16 protein-coding genes are annotated in these 20,571 nt (G+C 44.5%); 10 read left to right on the top strand and 6 right to left on the bottom strand.

All coding sequences use genetic code 11. The features are described 5' to 3' along the window. Positions 1-5: 5 nt before the first annotated feature. The 3 genes from aceF to JN178_RS20175 all read left to right on the top strand — a co-directional run bounded on the left by aceF (position 6) and on the right by JN178_RS20175 (position 4,231). Positions 6-2,009: a pyruvate dehydrogenase complex dihydrolipoyllysine-residue acetyltransferase gene (aceF, locus tag JN178_RS14935; protein WP_202262229.1), complete on the top strand. Its 2,004-nt coding sequence runs from the start codon at positions 6-8 to the stop codon at positions 2,007-2,009. A 132-nt stretch (positions 2,010-2,141) separates the two neighbouring features. After that, positions 2,142-3,563 carry a dihydrolipoyl dehydrogenase gene (gene lpdA, locus JN178_RS14930; RefSeq protein WP_159626855.1) on the top strand — a complete coding sequence of 474 codons (1,422 nt, stop codon included), beginning with the start codon at positions 2,142-2,144 and terminating at the stop codon, positions 3,561-3,563. Positions 3,564-3,790: 227 nt separating this feature from the next. Further along, positions 3,791-4,231, top strand: coding sequence for a hypothetical protein (locus JN178_RS20175; protein WP_232369587.1), 441 nt, complete (start codon positions 3,791-3,793; stop codon positions 4,229-4,231). A gap of 28 nt (positions 4,232-4,259) precedes the next feature. On the opposite strand, the gene JN178_RS14920 is transcribed toward JN178_RS20175, so the two are convergent. Beyond that, entirely contained in the window at positions 4,260-5,342 is a 1,083-nt protein-coding gene (locus JN178_RS14920; protein WP_232369586.1) for a LysR family transcriptional regulator, read from the bottom strand. Between the two features lie 801 nt (positions 5,343-6,143). On the opposite strand from JN178_RS14920, the gene JN178_RS14915 reads away from it, so the two are divergent. The 7 genes from JN178_RS14915 (at position 6,144) to JN178_RS14885 (ending at position 14,634) form a co-directional block, all read left to right on the top strand. Continuing rightward, on the top strand, positions 6,144-7,406 hold the full coding sequence (locus JN178_RS14915; protein WP_202262228.1) for an efflux RND transporter periplasmic adaptor subunit: 1,263 nt from the start codon (positions 6,144-6,146) through the stop codon (positions 7,404-7,406). Further along, positions 7,406-10,528, top strand: a complete 3,123-nt coding sequence (locus tag JN178_RS14910; protein ID WP_202262227.1) for an efflux RND transporter permease subunit — start codon at positions 7,406-7,408, stop codon at positions 10,526-10,528. Before JN178_RS14915 ends, JN178_RS14910 begins: the two co-directional genes overlap by 1 nt. A gap of 167 nt (positions 10,529-10,695) precedes the next feature. Then, a complete protein-coding gene (locus JN178_RS14905) occupies positions 10,696-11,406 on the top strand; it encodes an SIMPL domain-containing protein (RefSeq protein WP_202262226.1) in 711 nt (236 codons plus the stop codon). A gap of 153 nt (positions 11,407-11,559) precedes the next feature. Beyond that, complete coding sequence (locus tag JN178_RS14900) at positions 11,560-11,838, top strand: DUF1289 domain-containing protein (RefSeq protein ID WP_202262225.1); 279 nt, start codon at positions 11,560-11,562, stop codon at positions 11,836-11,838. Positions 11,839-11,928: 90 nt separating this feature from the next. Beyond that, positions 11,929-12,753, top strand: a complete 825-nt coding sequence (locus JN178_RS14895) for an HDOD domain-containing protein (protein ID WP_202262224.1) — start codon at positions 11,929-11,931, stop codon at positions 12,751-12,753. A 120-nt stretch (positions 12,754-12,873) separates the two neighbouring features. Then, complete coding sequence (locus JN178_RS14890) at positions 12,874-13,677, top strand: DUF481 domain-containing protein (protein WP_159626869.1); 804 nt, start codon at positions 12,874-12,876, stop codon at positions 13,675-13,677. Between the two features lie 210 nt (positions 13,678-13,887). Further along, positions 13,888-14,634 (top strand): DUF481 domain-containing protein, encoded by a 747-nt coding sequence (locus JN178_RS14885; protein ID WP_202262223.1) that lies wholly within the window; start codon positions 13,888-13,890, stop codon positions 14,632-14,634. A 77-nt stretch (positions 14,635-14,711) separates the two neighbouring features. On the opposite strand, the gene serA is transcribed toward JN178_RS14885, so the two are convergent. The 5 genes from serA to JN178_RS14860 form a co-directional block, all read right to left on the bottom strand. After that, positions 14,712-15,941: a phosphoglycerate dehydrogenase gene (gene serA, locus JN178_RS14880; RefSeq protein ID WP_202262222.1), complete on the bottom strand. Its 1,230-nt coding sequence runs from the start codon at positions 15,939-15,941 to the stop codon at positions 14,712-14,714. Positions 15,942-16,194: 253 nt separating this feature from the next. After that, complete coding sequence (rpiA, locus tag JN178_RS14875) at positions 16,195-16,851, bottom strand: ribose-5-phosphate isomerase RpiA (RefSeq protein WP_202262221.1); 657 nt, start codon at positions 16,849-16,851, stop codon at positions 16,195-16,197. 155 nt (positions 16,852-17,006) lie between these two features. Then, positions 17,007-18,005: a hypothetical protein gene (locus JN178_RS14870; protein WP_159626873.1), complete on the bottom strand. Its 999-nt coding sequence runs from the start codon at positions 18,003-18,005 to the stop codon at positions 17,007-17,009. 295 nt (positions 18,006-18,300) lie between these two features. Further along, positions 18,301-18,915, bottom strand: coding sequence for a 5-formyltetrahydrofolate cyclo-ligase (locus tag JN178_RS14865; RefSeq protein ID WP_232369585.1), 615 nt, complete (start codon positions 18,913-18,915; stop codon positions 18,301-18,303). A 24-nt stretch (positions 18,916-18,939) separates the two neighbouring features. Next, entirely contained in the window at positions 18,940-20,565 is a 1,626-nt protein-coding gene (locus JN178_RS14860) for an ATP-binding protein (protein WP_202262220.1), read from the bottom strand. Positions 20,566-20,571: the final 6 nt, after the last annotated feature.

The raw sequence follows: 20,571 nt of genomic DNA, 5'->3' as shown, positions 1-20,571 counted from the left end.
AACATATGTCAGATATTCAAAAGATTATCGTACCCGATGTAGGTGGCGACGAAGTTGAAGTTATCGAGCTATGTGTTGCCGTAGGCGACAACATTGAGGCAGATGAAGGCGTTGTTACTGTTGAAAGTGACAAAGCGTCAATGGACATCCCTGCACCGTTTGAAGGTGAGATTGTAAGCTTGTCTGTATCAGTAGGCGATAAAATCAAAGAAGGCGATGTAATTGGTGAAATGAAAGTTGCCAATGGCGATAGCACTGCTGAAGAATCTTCAGACGACGCGTCACAAGATGCGCCTAAGCAAGAAGAAGCACCAAAAGAAGAAAGCAAGTCAGAAGCAGCGCCAGCTGCATCTGGCAGCAGCGAAGTTATTGAAGTTGCCGTACCTGATATCGGTTCTGACGACGAAGTTGACGTTATCGACGTATTGGTTTCAGTAGGCGATACCATCGAAAAAGAAGATGGTCTTATTACCCTTGAAACTGATAAAGCAACAATGGATGTACCTTCAACACACGCAGGTACAGTGAAAGAAGTGTTCATCAGCACTGGCGATAAAGTGAAAGAAGGCACGGTTGTGATCAAGCTTGAAGTTGCAGGCTCTGGTTCATCGTCAGCTGAGTCTTCAGAAGCAAGCGCTCCAGCACAACAAGAAAGTACTGAGCAAGCGTCAGCACCTGCAGCAGCGTCAGCGAGCGAAACCATTGAAGTAGCGGTACCTGATATCGGTGAAGATGGTGAAGTAGACGTTATCGACGTGCTGGTATCGGTAGGCGATACCGTTGAAAAAGAAGACGGTCTAATTACGCTTGAAACTGATAAAGCGACAATGGATGTACCTTCAACGCATGCGGGTACTATCAAAGAAGTATTTATTAAAACCGGTGACAAAGTTAAGCAAGGCACCTTGGTTGTTAAGCTTGAGACCAGCGGTGGTTCGTCTTCAAGTGCAGCTGAAAAGCCTGCTGAAGCGCCTAAGCAAGAAGCACCTAAGAAAGAAGAGACTAAACAAGAGTCACAGCAAGACGCTTCTCAAGGCCGTTCTCCTGTGCCTCCAGCGCCAGCACCGAAAGGTAATGGTAAAGCACATGCGTCGCCTTCGGTTCGCCGTATTGCACGTGAGTTTGGTGTAGATCTAACGTTAGTAAACGGTTCAGGTCCTAAGAACCGTATCTTGAAAGAAGACGTTCAAGCCTATGTGAAAGCTGAGCTTGCTAAGCCTCGTACGTCTCAAGCTTCTGGCAGTGCGTCAGTTGGCGACAATGTGCTTCAAATTGTGCCAGTGAAACCAGTTGATCACAGTAAATTTGGTGAAATTGAAGAACAGCCGTTATCGCGTATTCAGAAGATTTCTGGTCCGTTCCTACACCGTAACTGGGCGACTATTCCGCACGTTACACAGTTCGACGAAGCCGATATCACAGAAGTTGAAGACTTCCGCAAAGAGCAAAACGCTTACCACGCGAAAATTAAGTCTGGTCTTAAGATCACGCCACTTGTATTCGTCATGAAAGCCGTTGCTAAAGCGCTTGAAAAATACGAAGTATTTAATTCTTCATTGTCTGATGACGGTGAAAGCTTGATCATCAAGAAGTTCATCAATATTGGTATCGCGGTAGAAACACCAGGTGGCTTAGTTGTTCCGGTTATTCGCGACGTGAATAAGAAAGGTATTGAGCAGCTATCACGTGAGCTTATCGAGACCTCTCAGAAAGCGCGAGAAGGTAAGCTTAAAGCGGCAGACATGCAAGGTGGTACTTTTACCATCTCTAGCCTAGGCGGTATTGGTGGTACGGCATTTACACCTATTGTAAATGCGCCAGAAGTCGCCATATTAGGTGTATCGAAGTCTGAGATGAAGCCAAAGTGGAATGGTAAAGAATTCGAGCCGCGTTTGATGGTGCCGCTGAGCCTGTCATACGACCACCGAGTAATCGATGGTGCAGTAGGTGCGAGATTCTCTACTGAGGTTGCTGCAAACCTTACTGATTTGCGCAGAATCATACTTTAAATAAAAGGTCGAAAAAGTTTACAATATCAGTAACATTTTCGACGATTTTATAAGCCCATTTGGTGGCATTTAGGTTATGCTATTGCACAAAAGTAATAGCATGACCCTACAAGAACAGGATTGAGGTTCACAATGAGCGAAATTAAAACGCAATTGGTGGTACTGGGCGGCGGCCCTGGCGGTTATTCAGCAGCATTCCGTGCGGCTGACTTAGGTATTGAAACAGTTATCGTTGACTCTCGTGACACACTTGGTGGCGTTTGTCTTAATGTTGGCTGTATCCCTTCAAAAGCCCTTCTTCACGTTGCGAAAGTGATGAAAGAAGCGAAGCACCTTGCAAGCCATGGTGTAACGTTTGGCGAGCCAACCATCGATTTAGACAAAATCCGCGATTACAAAGACAGCGTAGTTAAGCAATTAACTAACGGTCTTGGCGGTATGTCTAAAATGCGTAAAACCAAGCACGTACAAGGCTTTGGTAAATTCACAGGCGCAAACACCCTTGAAGTAAAAAATGGCGACGACGTTACAACCATTACGTTTGAAAAAGCGATTATTGCAGCGGGTTCTGAGCCAGTAAGCCTACCGTTCATCCCAGAAGACGAGCGTGTAATCGACTCAACTGGCGCACTGGAAATGAAAGACATTCCAGAGAAAATGCTAGTACTAGGCGGTGGTATCATCGGTCTAGAAATGGGTACAGTATACGAAGCGCTTGGCTCAAACATCGACGTAGTTGAATTCTTAGACCAGCTTATTCCAGCAGCTGACAAAGACATCATGAAAGTATTCATGAAGGACTACAAAGAAAAATTCAACATCATGCTAGAAACGAAAGTTACTGCAGTTGAAGCAAAAGATGACGGTCTATACGTAACATTTGAAGGCAAGAACGCACCTGCTGAGCCAGTACGTTATGACAAAGTACTTGTTGCTGTTGGTCGTAAGCCTAACGGTAAATTAGTGGGCGCAGAAGCTGCAGGCGTTAATGTTGACGATCGCGGCTTCATTAATGTTGATAAGCAAATGCGTACTAACGTTGACCACATCTTCGCAATCGGTGACCTTGTAGGTCAGCCTATGCTTGCGCACAAAGCGGTTCATGAAGGTCACGTTGCAGCAGAAGTTATTGCTGGACAGAAGCACTACTTCGACCCACGCGCAATTCCTTCAGTTGCGTACACTGAGCCAGAAGTAGCTTGGGTTGGTTTAACTGAGAAAGAAGCGAAAGAGCAGGGCGTAAGCTACGAAACAGCGGTATTCCCATGGGCAGCCTCTGGTCGTGCAATTGCATCTGATGCAACTAACGGTATGACCAAGATGATCTTCGACAAAGACACGGGTCGCGTTATCGGTGGTGCAATGGTAGGTACCAACGCGGGTGAAATGCTTGGTGAGATTGGCCTAGCCATTGAAATGGGAGCGGATGCAGAAGATGTAGCATTAACTATCCACGCTCACCCCACGCTGAACGAATCTATCGGTCTTGCGTCTGAAATCTTCGAAGGAAGCATCACAGACTTGCCAAATCCGAAAGCGAAGAAAAAGAAGTAAACGTCTTTTTCGCTAATTAATTAAAACCCGCTCAACGAGCGGGTTTTTTGTATCTTGCACTTTTACAGCTCTGTGCTTTTCCTTTCATTCGCTTAAGTTCTAACATAAAAAATTCCTTATTTGTTGGTTTTTTATACTAAAGGGTGATTTACGTTATTGAACGATTAATTAAAATACGCGCCTCTTAAGTTATCCCATTTTATACTCAACATACATAAAAGGTTTTAATGCAAAGTACTCCACCATCTCGTTTGTCATCTCCGGCTTCATTTTCTAAACACGGTGAATATGCCATTGAACTCAACGGCTGCGTTATAAAGGCAGAATTGAAAGGTATTGCAACGCAAAAAATGCTGCAGCAATATCACGACGATGTTCTCATGCTGACAGGGAATCTTGATGGTGCGCAATGGGGCTTCATCGGCTCAATTTTTGGGACCGGTGTATTAACACCCGAAGCGGAAGAGTGGCTTGTAGTGTCTATAAAGCGCCGTATGGAGCTTGGCATGCATGCAAGTGTGGTTATTGCAGATAGGGCAAAAGTGCCAGCCTTAGTGGTTAGGCAGTTTGAGCGGGTATTCCAGCAAGCGGGAATAAAGTACTTGTTCTGTAGTAGTGAGCAGGAAGGGCTAGATTGGCTTTCTTCGCTGGGATGTAAAACCAACTAACCCTGCTACTTGTTCTGTTATTGCGTGTTTAAGCAATCACTTTTTCTTCAATTTTTTGGTTGGCTGCAACTTCTTCAGTGTCAAACTCCTGCGTTTTAAGATGCGCTGGCGTGAACTCATTGCAGTCCATATTGCGCTGTTCCATAAAGCGCTTAACGGTTTTTTCGCAATACGCTTTACGGCAACATTGAGACAGCAACATTTCATGACGCTGAACCCGTTCGCGTATAAATTTAACTACCAAACCTCGAAGCCATTGTAATCCTGCATCTTGGTCTTGACGCTTGTGCCACATAACAGACAGTGGCGAACTTACAATTTCAATTGGCGTTTCAAAAACCGCAAGTTCACCAGAAAATATCTCTCGCTCCATTACAAGCGATGGTGCAACACAAATGAGGTTACTTTCTTTTAGCAGAGGCGTTGCGTTGTAAAACTGATTAACCGACATAGCTACGCGGCGTTTTAACCCTAAGTTAGCCAATACTTGATCGGTAGGGCCTGTCACATCGCCTGTCACAGAAACCAATAGATGATCAGCGGCCACAAACTCTTCTAATGTAAGCTGGCTTTTCGCCAACGGGTGATCAGGGCGCATAACCACAACCCAGCTGGGATCAAGTACATGTTCAGCGCGTATAACTGAATCAGGCTCTTGGTATTTGGAAAACGTTAGCTCAGCTTCTGCGTCTTTGAGTATTTTGTCCGTTTCCATATCGTAATTAGGAATAGCGTGAATGTTGATACCTGGTGCTTCGTTTTCGATAACTTGGCGAAGAGGTCCCCACACCATAGAAACAATACTGTCTGTCGCGGCAATTCTGAACGTACGCTTGGCCGTTGCAGGGTTAAAGTCTGTCGGGTTTACCGCAACTTCAAGTTCACCCAACGGGCCTTGAATTTGGCTCCATAAGTTTTTGGCAAATGAAGTGGGTTGAATACCGCGTCCGTCCTTAACAAATAATTCGTCTTTCCATGCGGTTCGCATACGTGACAGGGCATTTGATACTGCCGGCTGAGTCATTGACAGCCTATCTGCGGCGCGGGTAATTGCACCTTCTGTCATTATCGCATCGAATATCATTAGTAAGTTTAAGTCATGTGGACGCATAATCGTCTCCGGTCTTTAGACGCTTCTTGCGATAATCATTTAGCCAAAAAGGAGGAAGCGCTGCGTAAACGCGCCGTAAACCCATCCTTGGGGGCTCCACTACCGCATCCCTGCGGTAGAGGGTTTACTCCGCGCTTCCACCTCTTTGTCTCTCGATTATCGCAAAAAGCGTCAATTGTTTTTTATGTACCCAAAGGTACAAGTGAACTACTTCGCATTGACAACGTGTGTCATCTCGCTTCGTATCTACAGGCCTTGTTATTTCGCCTGAAGTAAGGTGAAGCTACTCCGCGCTTCCACCTCTTTGTCTCTCGACTATCGCAAAAAGCGTCAATTGTTTTTTATGTACCCAAAGGTACAAGTAAATTACTTCGCACTGACTACGAGTGTCATCTCGCTTTGTATCTACAGGCCAAAAAGTTCAGCCTTAATTTTGGTGAAGCGTACTTCGGTACACACATTTACTTTTCAGTTTTCGAAAAATATATCGATGTCATAGCAATGACATAGTTTCGTTATAGGTTATAGCTAAATGCATTTATTTTCCAAATGAATGCGATGAGTGACAGTGTTACACTGCGCTGCTGTAGCCCGCTAATTTCCTAAGTTCTCGCTTTCTAAGCAGTTATTTGCGTAATAAAGGTGAAACCTCCTTTTTTACGTTTAAATTTTGTCCGCTAGATTCTCAATATATAACATTGTGTGATGTGTTGCATATAAAAAGATAATTATTTTTATTGTTTGGCGTGGTCCATAATGCATCTCATCAAACTTTAGTCGAACTTAAGAGAGAATCTTGCAATGAAAACTTTTACCCGTTTATTGGCTGTTTTAAGCCTTACTGCGCTAGTCGCTGCATGCGGTGGTGACGAGCAGGATCCTAGTCAATCTATGCAGGCAAATGCTGGCGTACCTGTGGATGTAGCAGCGGTTGTCACGCAACGTCTTACCGAATGGGACAACTTCACTGGTCGCTTGGAATCGCCACAAATTGTAGCGCTTCGTCCTCGTGTTTCAGGTTACATCGATTTTGTCGCATTTAAAGAAGGCGAATATGTTGAGCAAGGGCAAACACTGTTCCTTATTGATAATCGCACGTTTAAAGCAGAAGTCGCTCGCTTGACTGCACAGCTTGAAGAATCGAAAAGTCGACTAGAGCTAGCTGAGCAGAACTATAAACGCGCCTACAAACTGCGTAAGACACAAGCTGTGTCTGAAGAGGTACTTGATGCGCGTTTAGCAGAGAAAAACCAAGCGCTAGCGAGCCTTAATCAAACTCAAGCCGCTCTTGAAGTAGCGCGCTTAAACCGAGGTTTTGCGCGCGTTGAAGCACCTATTTCAGGTCGCATTTCTCGCGCCAATATTACTGAAGGTAACTTTGTAACGGCGGGTCAAACTGAACTTACTCGTATCGTGTCAACAGACCGTTTATACGCTTACTTTGACATCGACGAGCAAACGTACCTTAATTATGTATCAAGCAGCAATGCAACGTCTGTGAACGACAAGCCTGTTGCACTGCGTTTAGCCAATGAGTCTGACTACCAGCATTGGGGCCAAATTGATTTTATCGATAACCAAGTGAATGGCAGCACAGGTACATTGCGAGTTCGCGCGGTGTTCAATAACGAAGAGGGTCGCTTGATCCCTGGTTTGTTTGCCCACCTTAAACTCGCTGGAAGTACAGACGAGCAGGGCATTCTTATCAAAGAAAAAGCTATTGGTACCGACTTGAATAACAAGTATGTGCTTGTGGTAAATGAAGAAAACAAAGTGGAATACCGTGCGGTTACGTTGGGTGACAAAGTTGGCAGCATGCGCATTATTAAAAGTGGGCTTGCGGCTAGCGACACCATAGTTGTAGACGGATTACAACGCGTACGTCCAGGGGCGCCAGTGTCGGCGAACGAAGTACCTATGGGTGACCAAGATGCATTAGCGAGCTTGCAGGATTGGCAGTCTCAGGTAGATAACGTAACAGAAGTAACCAACATGGCGCATTACGAGGACGTACTGTCTGGTGGTTCAGTGGCATCTGGCACTGTAACAGTAGGTCTTAAGTAATGAACATCTCGCAATTCTTTATTAGCCGCCCGATTTTTGCGGGCGTGCTATCACTACTCATTTTTATTGGCGGTGCCATTGCAGTATGGCAACTGCCCATTACAGAATATCCAGAAGTTGTTCCGCCAACAGTAGTGGTAACAGCCAACTATCCGGGCGCAAACCCAGAAGTAATAGCCGAAACCGTCGCGACACCACTTGAGCAAGAAATTAACGGCGTTGAAAACATGTTGTACATGTCTTCACAAGCAACCAGCGATGGCCGAATGACATTAACCATCACGTTTGCTATCGGTACAGATCCAGATGAAGCGACAACGCTGGTCCAAAACCGTGTGAATCGTGCTACTCCACGTTTGCCACAAGAAGTGCAGCGTTTAGGTGTGGTTACTGAAAAGTCATCGCCTGACCTTACCATGGTGGTTCACTTAACATCGCCAGATAATCGCTACGACATGCTTTATCTGTCTAACTATGCCGATCAGTTTGTAAAAGACGAGCTGGCCCGTATCGACGGGGTAGGGCAAGTACGCCTGTTTGGCGCAGGCGAGTTCAGCATGCGTGTGTGGCTAGACCCTAACAAACTTGCTGCTTTGCAAATGAACCCTGGCGATGTAGTAGCGGCAATTGCGGATCAAAACCAGCAAGCAGCTGCGGGCAGCCTTGGTGCACAGCCAACGGGGACTAGCGAATTTCAGCTTTTAATTAACGTACGCGGTCGCCTTAAAGACGAATCGGAATTTGAAAACATCATCGTTAAAACCGGTGATAATGGCGAAATTACACGTCTTAAAGATGTGGCTCGTATTGAGCTAGGTTCAGAGTTTTATGCGCTTCGCTCATTGATTAACAATAACCCAGCAGCGGCTTTACCTATTTTCCAAGCGCCAGGTTCAAATGCTATTCAAATTTCAGACGATGTGCGTTCGCGTATGGCTGAGTTATCACAGCTATTCCCAGAAGGCCTAGAATACGAAATTGCTTACGATCCTACCGTGTTTGTGCGTGGCTCAATTGAAGCAGTAATTAGCACATTGCTTGAAGCGGTATTACTTGTTGTTCTTGTGGTAGTACTTTTCCTTCAAACATGGCGTGCATCCATAATTCCATTGGTTGCAGTACCAATTTCGTTGGTGGGTACCTTTGCGTTTATGCAGTTGATGGGCTTCTCACTTAACGCCCTGTCATTGTTTGGCTTGGTACTTGCCATTGGTATTGTTGTTGATGACGCCATCGTGGTTGTTGAGAACGTCGAGCGTAATATTTCAGAAGGCAAAACACCGTTTGATGCCACGGTACAGGCAATGAAAGAGGTAACTGGGCCTATTATTGCGACAACTCTTGTACTTGCAGCGGTGTTTGTACCGACCGCCTTTATGAGTGGTTTAACAGGGCAGTTCTATAAGCAGTTTGCACTGACTATCACTATTTCAACGGTAATCTCAGCAATTAACTCTTTAACGCTAAGCCCAGCCTTGTCTGCACTATTGCTGAAGCCTCACGGTCAAGCTAACGACTGGCTTACCCGAGTAATGGATAAAGTGTTTGGTCGTTTCATATTCGCGCCTTTTAACCGTTTCTTCGACCGAGGTTCTAAGAAGTACACTGGTGCTGTGGGCGGTCTTATCCGTAAAAGCAGCGTCATTATGGTGCTTTATGCTGGGTTACTTGGCCTAACTTATTTCCAGTTCGCCAATACACCTACTGGCTATGTACCGCCACAAGACAAGCAGTACTTGGTCGCGTTTGCTCAGCTACCTAATGCCGCCAGCTTAGATAGAACCGAAGAAGTTATTCGCGAGATGTCACGTATTGCCATGGAACACCCTGGCGTTGAAGATGCCATTGCATTTCCGGGGCTAAACATTAACGGCTTTACCAATAGTCCAAGCTCAGGTGTTTTATTCGCTACCTTGACCGACTTTGACAAGCGTAAAAGTCCTGAATTATCGGGTGGCGCCATTGCAGCTCAGCTAAACCAAAACTTTGGTTCTATTAAAGGTGCGTTTGTGGCTATATTCCCACCACCACCAGTAATGGGGTTAGGGACAATTGGCGGTTTCCGCTTGCAGGTGGAAGACAGAGGCAATCTTGGATTTGAAGAGCTAGAGCGTGTCACTCAAGAAGTGATTGGCAAAGCATGGGCACATCCTGCGCTTACCGATGCTTTCACCAGCTTTACGGTTGCTGTACCTCAGCTTGACGTAGATGTAGACCGTGAAAAAGCCGTAAGCCAAGGTGTGAATATCGATACCTTGTTCACCACTATGCAGGCTTACTTGGGCTCACTGTATGTTAATGATTTCAATTTGTTTGGTCGCACGTACCAAGTGAATGTGCAGGCCGATGCGCAGTATCGTCAAGATATTGAAGATATTACGCAATTCAAAATTAGAAATGCACAAGGTGAAATGATTCCCCTAGGTTCATTTTTGAATATCGAGCACAGCGCAGGTCCAGACCGTGTTATGCACTATAACGGCTATATCACGGCAGAAATCAATGGTGCGCCAGCGCCGGGTTACTCATCTGACCAAGCAAAAGCCGCTATTGAAGAAATTTTGGCTGAAACACTGCCATTGGGCATGACATACGAGTGGACTGAATTAACGTACCAGCAAATTCTTGCAGGTAATGCATCAGCCTTCGTATTCCCACTCGTAGTGTTGTTGGTGTTCCTTGTACTTGCAGCACAATATGAAAGCTTGCGTCTGCCATTGGCTATCATTTTGATTGTACCAATGACATTGCTGAGCGCGTTAATAGGTGTGCAAGTTTACGGTGGTGATAACAACATCTTCACTCAAATTGGATTGATTGTACTGGTCGGCCTTGCCACTAAGAACGCCATTCTTATTGTCGAGTTTGCTAAAGAGCTGCAAGACAAGGGTATGGATGCGCTCTCTGCTATTAAAGAAGCGAGCCGTTTACGTTTACGTCCTATTTTGATGACTTCAATTGCATTCATTATGGGCGTACTGCCAATGGTTATCTCTACAGGCGCAGGCGCTGAAATGCGTCAGGCGATGGGGGTAGCAGTATTCTCAGGCATGATAGGTGTAACCTTCTTCGGGCTAATCCTAACCCCAGTCTTTTACTATTTGCTAAAGCGCAACGGTTAACTCTCCCGTCTACCCAAGCGTTGCCCTCTTAAGGGGCTCTTTAGGCCACTCATTTGAGTGGCCTTTTTTTTGCCTTAATTCGCCTCAACTAGCCTTATTTACACAATAAAAAGGGTGCTATTGTTGATTAAACTTGGATAAGTATTAAATGTATTAGGGAGTTAATCGTGAAAGTAGGTGCAGCAAGTATTATTGCAATAGGAATGATTGTCGCGTTAAGCGTACTTGGTCTTCAGGTATCAGGCGCGATGAATGATATGCAGACGTGGGACAGAGTCGTCACTGTCAAAGGCCTTTCTGAAAGAGAATACATTGCCGATCAGGTAATTTGGCCCATTCAGTTTGTTGATGCGGGTAATGACCTGCCTGCACTGTACGATCAAATTGAAAAGAACAGTGCCAAGGTATCACAGTTTTTACAAACCAAGGGAGTCTCAAGCGAAAGCATCACCATTGGGAAGCCGGAAATTACCGACAAGCTAGCCCAACAATACGGCGGTTCTGACAGAGCGCCTTTTCGTTACAGTGCTATTCAGACTGTGACAGTATTTTCTGAAGATGTGGAAAAAGTCAGACTGTTGATGCAACAAATTGGTGAATTGATCAAAACGGGGATTGTGTTGTCTGATCAAAGTTATCGCGCCCAACCAGACTATGTATTTACGCGCTTAAACGAAGTTAAACCGGAAATGATTGAAGAGGCAACACTCAATGCACGAGAGGTCGCTGAGAAATTTGCAAAAGACTCGCAAAGTACGTTAGGAAAAATCAAGCGGGCTAATCAAGGGCGGTTTACCATCAGTAGCCGAGATAGCCATCACCCTCATATCAAAAAGGTAAGAGTAGTCTCCACCATCGACTATACGCTCATCGATTAGCGCTAGGCGTGCTATGCTATTAAAAAACAACATGCAAACAGTGCCTTTATTTAGGTGCTGTTTATTGTTGTTTGACGGGCATTGCAATGAAGCTATCACTCAGTGGAAGCTTAATAACCCTGTATTTCGCGTATCGATAAATGAGTGTATCGCATGTCAGAACAATCACCACAGTCTAAGCAGCTGGAATTTTTTGAAATTCCCAGTCCCTGTATTGGTGTATGTGAGTCTGGGCCGAGAGGGTTTTGTAAAGGTTGCTTTCGAAGTCGAGACGAGCGCCTGTATTGGCTTAAGGTGGACGATGCTACCAAACGCCAAATAATCAGTGCGTGCGCTAGACGAAAACGTGCGGTACTTGCAAGGGCGAGAAAACAAGGTGAATCAAGTTCAACTGATGAACTAGCCCAGTATAATTTATTCGGTGATCTATAAATACGTAATACGTGTTTAAGGGTAGGGTCAACCAACTGATAGATGTATAATGTCATTGTATTGGCAAGTAACCTAAGTGAGAGTAATTAGATGTCGATAGAAAAGTACGTTGCATTTGCGGCGAAATCTTTTGCGCTACCTGATATATGCGTGCGATTACGCGCAGTACTAGATGACCCGCGCTCTACGGCGGATGATTTAGGAAACCTTATTAGTGTTGATCCTTCATTAACTGCTAAAGTGTTGCGCCTTGCTAACAGTTCACTTTTTCGTTTTCCCTCTCAGATAGAATCCGTTTCAAAAGCAATCAACGTGATTGGCGGTGAGGCGCTCTACAATATTGTTGTTGCAGAAACTGCAGGTACTGCATTTAAACACTTCGAAACCAAATACGTTAATATTGATAAACATTGGTACTCTTCGGTGTATTGCGGCATGGTGGCAAAGAGCCTTGCCATGCGACTGAATATTCGTGGTGCAGATCGCTTTTTTGTTATGGGTATGCTGCAAAACTTAAGTGAGTTAGTGGTGGCAAAACGTGCTCCAAAGCGCTATGTCGCTTACTTAGACAGTAAAAGCAGTGGATTACCAGATGAAGGGCAACGTGCGCATTTTGGTTTTACGTTTGCACACTGCAGCGGTATCATATTGCAAAATTGGAACTTACCCCTTGGTCTTTCTCAGCCCGTTACGCACATGAACGACGGTGATCATCAAGCCTCTGATATCGATGTTGGTGTCCTTGCGCTGGCAAATAAAATTACAATTAGCCAGCTAGAACAAGAAATGTACGGTGATATTGAACTTTTTACTTCAGAGATAGCCAATACAGTAAGTCTAGATATGGAACTGGTTAGAATATCTGCAGAGTACGCGGAAATTGAAACTGCAAAAGTGGTATCTCTAATTCAGTGAGCAAATAAAATCAGAATTATAATGCTAGCGTCAAACCGCTAGCATGCTCTTCCAACGGATGGACGTAAGCAAGCGCCAACATAGGCGTAATATAAAACGAAGCTCGACGTGTATCTCAATATGTTTAATAAAAAATTTATACCGCGCTTAGTAGTGTGTTTAGTTAGTTTTTGCCCCGTTTTTTCACTTCAGGCCAAAGATCTTATCCAAACGCTTTATCACGCTGACTTTACCCCAGATACTGACGATGAAATTCCGCGTTTTTCTTTGGACGGCGAGTTAGGGATCCTGCTTAACTCTGGTAATACGTCTGCAGCGAGTATAAAAGCCGCAGTTAATGCTGACCATGAAACTCAGCAATGGAGTAGCCTTTATTTCGCTGAGCTGCTTTACAAAGAGTCGGGCACAGCAACAACAGACCGAGAAGTGAGCGCCCAGCGGTTTTATACCAGTGCCCAATTTGACTACAAGCTGGTAGCAAACGGGCGACGTTTGTTTATGTACGGCGACTATGAAGACGACAAGTTTACCGGTTACGACCACCGTGCATCCCTGGCCGCGGGGTGGTCGCAGCGCCTGTGGCGTAATGAAGATAGTGAGTTTCGTTACAGTATTGGCCCAGGCTACACATTTATACAAGCTGAGGAAGACAATGATAACTTGGTGAACGACGGTATCATTGTGCGTGCGTCAGCAGAATATCGTTATCGCTGGAGTAGCGGAGCGAAGCTTCGTCAGTTTGTGAGTACCGAAGCGGGTGAAGAGAATACCAAATCGCGCTCAGAAACCTCGCTCTCTGCCAACGTATTTGGCTCGTTGGCCATGAAGCTTTCCTTTATTCTTAACCATGAGACAGACACCGCTGAAGACGTAGAACCACTCAGTACGGAAACGTCAGTGGCCTTGGTATATCAGTTCTTTTAGTCAATTAGTGTAAATTCGTCTGATTGCTCGCAGTTTTTATGGCGATGTCATTGACGGATAGAATGAGAAATGTACACTTCGCAGCAATGTTTATCAGGCCGCGCTTGGCGCGACCTTTATACTCTTAATACAAAAATTCGCGTTACACCGCCTTGCAGTTCAAAAGGTTTCGTGTGTAACAAATGGAACGATAATCAATAGGATTGTTCAATGAAAAAGCACGCGCTTGCATCTTTAATCGCACTTTCACTTTCTTCAACCGCTTTTGCTCAAGACGATGAAGTAAAACCATTCACAATGGAAGGTGAGTTAGGTTTTATCTCAACAACGGGTAACACTGATACTACGTCTATCAATGCAGGTATTACCGCAAGTCAGGAGCTTGAAAACTGGAGCAATGACTATGCTATTGAAGGTTTGTACCGCCAAGAAACGGTAGAAGGTGATGATGGCGAAGACGAAGATGTAACATCAGCGCAGAAGTTCTTTGCATCTGCTCAGGGTAACTACAAATTGGAAAACCCTGACAATCGATTATTCGTGTTCGCGTCATACGAAGATGACCGTTTTAGTAACTTTAATTACCAGTCAACAATTGCAGCGGGTTGGAACCAAAAAGTGCTTCAAACTAAAAAGCACACACTAGAGTACTCAATCGGTCCGGGTTATTCATTTGTAGAAACTCAGGAAGATGAAAGCCAGAACAGCGTCATCGTTCGTGCTTCAACTATTTACTCATGGAAAATTTCAGATACGGCGAAGTTCACACAAACAGCCAGTACCGAAGTGGGTGAAGAGAACACGAAGTCACGTGCTGAATCAGCGCTTACTGCGACAATTAGCGGTAACCTTTCAATGCGCTTATCTTTCAAGCTAGATCACAACTCGCAAGTCGCAGAAGGTGTCGAGAAGCTTGATACTGAAACAGCGGTTAGCTTGGTGTACAATTTCTTCTAAGCCAATAGTGGCTAATTGTTAAATATAAAAAACGCTGCATTTGCAGCGTTTTTTGTTTAAAACGTGGTGCCCAACAATTAATGAAGAATACGGGTTTTTATTGTACCTTCAATTTGTTGCAATTCGGCCAATGCCTCATAGCCACGGTCTTCTTTTACATCAACTACCACGTAACCAATTTCAGCATTGGTTTGTAGGTATTGCGCTTCTATATTGATACCTTTTTGCGCAAATGCTTGGTTAATTTGCGTTAAAATACCAGGCTGGTTTTTGTGAACATGCAATAGGCGCGAACGTCCAGTGTGCTCTGGCAACGATACTTCAGGGAAGTTAACCGCAGATAACGTAGAGCCGTTGTCACTGTATTTGGCCAGTTTACCCGCTACTTCAATGCCGATATTCTCTTGCGCTTCTTGTGTGCTACCACCCACGTGCGGCGTTAGAATTACATTATCGAATTTACGCAAAGGAGACTGAAATTCTTCGGTATTCGACTTAGGCTCAACAGGGAATACGTCGATAGCGGCCCCGTTTAAATGGCCACTCTCAAGCGCATTTGCCAGCGCATCAATATCTACAACCGTACCGCGAGATGCATTAATCAATATGCTGCCAGGCTTCATTTGCGCCAGTTGTTCTGCCCCAATCATATTCTGTGTTGATGGTGTTTCTGGTACGTGAAGAGAAACCACATCTGACGTGTTAAGAAGCTTTTCGAGCGACTTAACTTGGGCTGAATTGCCCAGTACCAGTTTATCTTCAATATCAAAAAACTGAACGCGCATACCCAAATGTTCGGCAAGTATGCTCAATTGCGTACCAATGTGACCATACCCAATAATACCCAGTGTTTTACCGCGTGCTTCATAAGAACCAACCGCTGTTTTTTCCCACTCGCCACGGTGCGCTTTTGCATTTTTGCTGGGCACTTGACGCAATAGAAGAATAATTTGGCCAAGTACTAATTCTGCTACAGAGCGGGTATTTGAGAACGGCGCGTTAAATACGGGAATACCTCGGCGCTGCGTTGCTTCAAGGTCAACTTGGTTTGTACCAATACAAAAGCAACCAATGGCTACTAGCTTTTGAGCTGCTTCAACGACTTTCTCTGTAATTTGGGTACGCGAGCGAATACCAACAAAGTGGGCGTCTTTGATTTTCTCAATTAGCTCATCTTCTGGAAGCGAGGTTTTAAGAAACTCAATGTTGCTATAACCATTACTTTTAAGGGTTTCCAATGCACTTTGGTGAACGCCTTCTAGCAATAAAATTCGGATTTTATCCTTCTCTAATGAAACTTTGCTCATGAACTCGCTATCTCTCGCTGATGTAATGTGGGCAATAACTACTTTTTTGTAGGGTTGCTACCAGTATGTATTCACCACTAGGGCCGCTTTATACGTTGAGTGGTCTTAACTCACTTCATTATGATAGGCGTCTTCGGTCATCTTCAAGGCCATCTAGACGTCTAAACGAAAGCTATCAGAAAATAGCCAAAGATAAAAGTAGTAATTGTGCTAACACTGCACCCAGCGTGTGCGCGCAGTGTCTGCAAAAAGGCTATTTATATGTATCAACACCCGTATCGGTAGCAGAAAGGACAATGTCTGCGCCACGAAGCGCGAATATACCGTTCGTTACTACACCTGGAATATTATTGATTTTTTGTTCAAGCTCTCGTGGGTTTAAAATTTCAAGATTGTGAACATCAAGAATTACATTGCCATTGTCGGTGACCACGCCTTGTCGATATTCGGGATCACCACCAAGTTTCACTAACTCTCTTGCAACGAATGAACGTGCCATCGGAATAACTTCAACAGGCAGTGGGAATTTACCCAAAACAGGCACACGTTTACTCTCGTCAACAATACACACAAACGTTGTGGCTGCACCAGCAACAATTTTTTCACGGGTTAATGCTGCGCCACCACCTTTTATCATATGCTTGTGCTCAGTCACTTCGTCAGCACCGTCGATATACACAGAAAGGTCACTTACTTCGTTAAGTTCGAAAACTTCAATGCCCAGTGCTTTCAAGCGCTCGGTAGATGCTTCAGAGCTTGATACTGCGCCTTCTATTTGGTGTTTTATTTTGCCGAGTTCTTCAATAAAAAAGTTAACTGTTGAGCCTGTACCAACACCAACAATACTGTCTGGTTTTACATAGGCAATAGCCGCCTTTGCCACGGCCTGTTTTTTTGCATTCTGATCCATAGGGTTACTCTCTGGGTATTTTTGCTTGCAGTGTAACCGATAAAATAACGTGAACCCACCTAAACGAGTGGATATTTTGACAAGAACTTAAAAAATGAAAAACGCAGCAAAAGAAGTTTTGCTGCGTTGGGGGAAAGGTCAATATGCCCTTGTGCTTACGCCTTAGCTTCTGGCAGTCTTAATTGCATTTGTTGAGGCACTAGCTTTAATACCCAGCGACGGCAGCTATGCCAATATGCTGAAAGCAGAAGCAGTGAAGTACCAATGCACAGACCTGTGATAGCAAAGCTTGAAGACACCATGCCAAAGTCTTCCATAAGTGCTGAGAAGGTGTAAACCACATAGGTCAGGGCCGAAACCATAATGGCACGACGGTCAACGGCGATAGATATGATGGCAAGTAGCACGTACAGAGCCAAAACAATAAGCGAGATAAACAGATCGCCGCTACCTTCAAGCACGCCTAGACTTTGAAATATAGGGTGTACAATCATTGGCGCCGAAATAAGGTGCAGCCAAAATGCAACGTCTGAAGCGCGAGTTTGTCTTGCTGTGTCTTTGCTGTCCCAATACATAGCTAGGCCGAAGATCACTAATCCAAACGCCAAAATGAAGTGGTTAATGTATAGCAATGTTGCTGGGAACATATAAACAACGGTAGCAACAATACCAGCCGTTAGTGTTGCCGCTCCAGCCGCTACGGTAATGGGCACTCTAAAACGCATCCAATGGGCTATTGCACCAAAGGTAGTTAACAACCCTGAGCCTATGAACGCAATTTCTTTAACTTCAGGTCGAAATAGAATAGGAATGGCAAACAACCCAAGTAGGAATGAAAGCAGTAATGCAATTGCAGGTAGTGCCATACGACGTTTATTCACGAAGTATTCGGCAAGTATCCAAGAGCCAACAGCCAGAGCGATACCACCAAGAGGAGGTGTTACCGCAAATCCTAACCAAGCGAGCGACGCAAGTAAAAGTGCACTGGCTATCACGACAAATATATCGTTAAAACCATTTATCAAGCGGAAGTTTTCTTCATCAACAGCATGGCTATTGCGGGTGTTGTTGATGAACTGTCGAAACTGCGTTACATCCGTTTGACTAAATATGTTCTGCTTTACCGCCAGTGTGAGGTCTTCGTCTGTATACATATCCTGTTCCTTATTCTTCTATGCGGATGGTATTGTCATTAACCATTAAAGCAATTTAAACGCCAAGGTAAAAAAATCATATAAATCAATCTTATACTGGTATTTTGGTTGCGTTTTTTTTAAATTGACCACAAAGAAATGACATAACTGACGAATAGATAGCCAACCTGACCATATCATTCAGCAAGCACTAATTCGCTTGCATAAGAACCAGAACGCTAAAAATTGGGCGGCCGGCTGTTGTTAAACGTCATTTACGAGAGTGCTAGTACAATGAATCTAGTGAGGGAGTACCTTAAAAATGAAGTATTCTTGTAGGCGTTACAATTGCATCTAGCGGGATATCCCAAGGGGCGATAGGCAGTGCTGAAACTTCTTGGATATCGTGAGCTACACCAATAAGTGTTGGTTTTGTGTTTGCCAATTTTGTAAAAGCGAGTGTTCTATCATAGTAACCGCCACCCATACCCAACCGATTGCCCGCAGTGTCAAATCCAACAAGTGGCATCAAGATGAAATTTATGTTTTTTGCAGGTACTACGTCGTAGCAAGCGAGTTGGGGTTCTTTAATACGGTACTTATTTTCAATCATTTTGGTTTGCGCACTGTAACGCAAAAACAGCAGGTGTCCTTTGCATACAGGGTGCAAAACGGGCAAACAAAACGTGATATTGGGAAGCTCTCGCCAGCAATGACTGACAAAGGCTTGTAAATCAACTTCGCCATCGTTTTGAAGATACACAGCAACGTTGCAGTGTTGGTCACGAGGAAAAAGAAGCAATAATTGTGAAACCATAGCCTTCGCCGCACGCCTTTGTGCATCAGTTGCTATGGCCTTTCTTGCGGTGCGAAGCGTTTTCCTTAATGCTGCCCGTGCGTTCATATCGGTGAGCTGTACAGAATCAACCATTGATGTTTTTAACTCAAACTACGGTTATTGATCTCGGCAAAGAAAGGTATTTAGCATGCTTACCAGTTCTTTGCTGTCTATTGGCTTAGTCAGGACTGCATCTAGCCCTTTCTTATGCAAAGCATCGGCTTCTGTGATTACATCTGCGGTAAGTGCTACAACAGGCAGTTCCGGCTTTATCGCCTTAATTTGGGCGGTGGCTTCATCACCTTGTATACCGGGTAGATTCAAATCCATAAGCACGAGATCAACAGGGTTGGATTTGACATATTCCACACCTTCCTCGCCAGTACTCACCAAGGCGACAGGGGTTCCCAGTTTTTCGAACAAAGTCTCGATAACAATTTGGTTTATTTCGTGATCTTCCACCACAAGTACATTAACAGTTTTATCGAACATGGCTTGCGCCACAAAGCTTTGAGGCTGGTCCTCAACAAACTGATTCGCGCTAATTTCATCAGCCGGAAGCGTAATACTTACCCTAGTGCCTTCATTGAGTTTGCTGCTTACTTTGATACTACCATCCATCAATTCAACGAGGCGCTTTGAAATATTTAAACCAAGCCCTGTGCCTTTAATTTGATAGGCATTGTCCATGCGTTCATACGCAGTAAAAAGTCGCTCTTGGTCTTCTTCACTCATGCCAATACCTTGGTCGAAAACAGTGAAAATAAGACAACTATTTTTGTACTTAACCTGTGCCTTAACCGCTTTATCTCTGGGCGTATATTTTATGGCATTTGACAATATATTAAGGGCAACTTGGCCAAGCTTGGTATCGTCAAAGAAAAGTGAATCTGGAACCGACTTATCAATGTTAGTGGTAAATGTGATATTACTGTCTTGTGCACGAATAGTAGTAAGCGAAAACAAATGGGTGAAAAAATCTTTGGTGTTTACCGCTCTTGGCATAACACGCATTTTTCCTGCTTCTATTTGCTTAATGTCCAGTACCGAGTTAACAATTTCAAGCAAGCGTTCACCGCTTTTGGTGACATGAGAAAGCGGGCCGCTAAAACTCATTGGTAATTCTAGCTTTTTGGCTTCTACTTCAAGCAAATGACTAAACGTGTTTATGGCATTAAGCGGCGTTCGAATCTCGTGACTTACATAAGACAGAAAATCTGATTTAAATTGACTAGTGCGTTCCAGCTCTCGATTTTTACGTTTTAGTTCAAGATGGGCCACCACTGACTTACTCAAGGTAAGCAACGATGCGCGCTGTTCATCGCTGAGTTCTCGCGGCTTTTGGTCAATAGCGCATAGGGTGCCGATAGCATGACCTGACGGCGTGACTAAGGGAGCGCCAGCATAAAACCGAATGTCGGGCGCGCCGGTTACCAGTGGGTTGTCGTGAAAGCGTGGATCTTGTGTAGCATCGGGAACTTCAAATATTTCCCTTTGTAAAATGGCGTGAGAGCAAAACGCTATTTCGCGTGACGTTTCTTGTGCATCAAGACCTACTCTTGATTTGAACCATTGCCGATTGGGATCGACAAGGCTAATGAGTGCAATTGGTGTTTCGCAAATTTGCGATGCCAATGCCGTCAGATCGTCGAATAGCTGCTCAGCCTCGGTATCGAGTACGTCGTAACTCAATAGTTCGGCTAATCGTTCGTTTTCATTTTCAGGTATTGGCGCAGCTATCATAACGTT

It is taken from the genome of Alteromonas sp. KC3, from assembly GCF_016756315.1.
In the GTDB taxonomy this organism is placed as follows: Bacteria; Pseudomonadota; Gammaproteobacteria; order Enterobacterales; family Alteromonadaceae; genus Alteromonas.
Note: the sequence above shows the minus strand (reverse complement) of the source record. Positions and strands in the feature narration are given on the sequence as shown.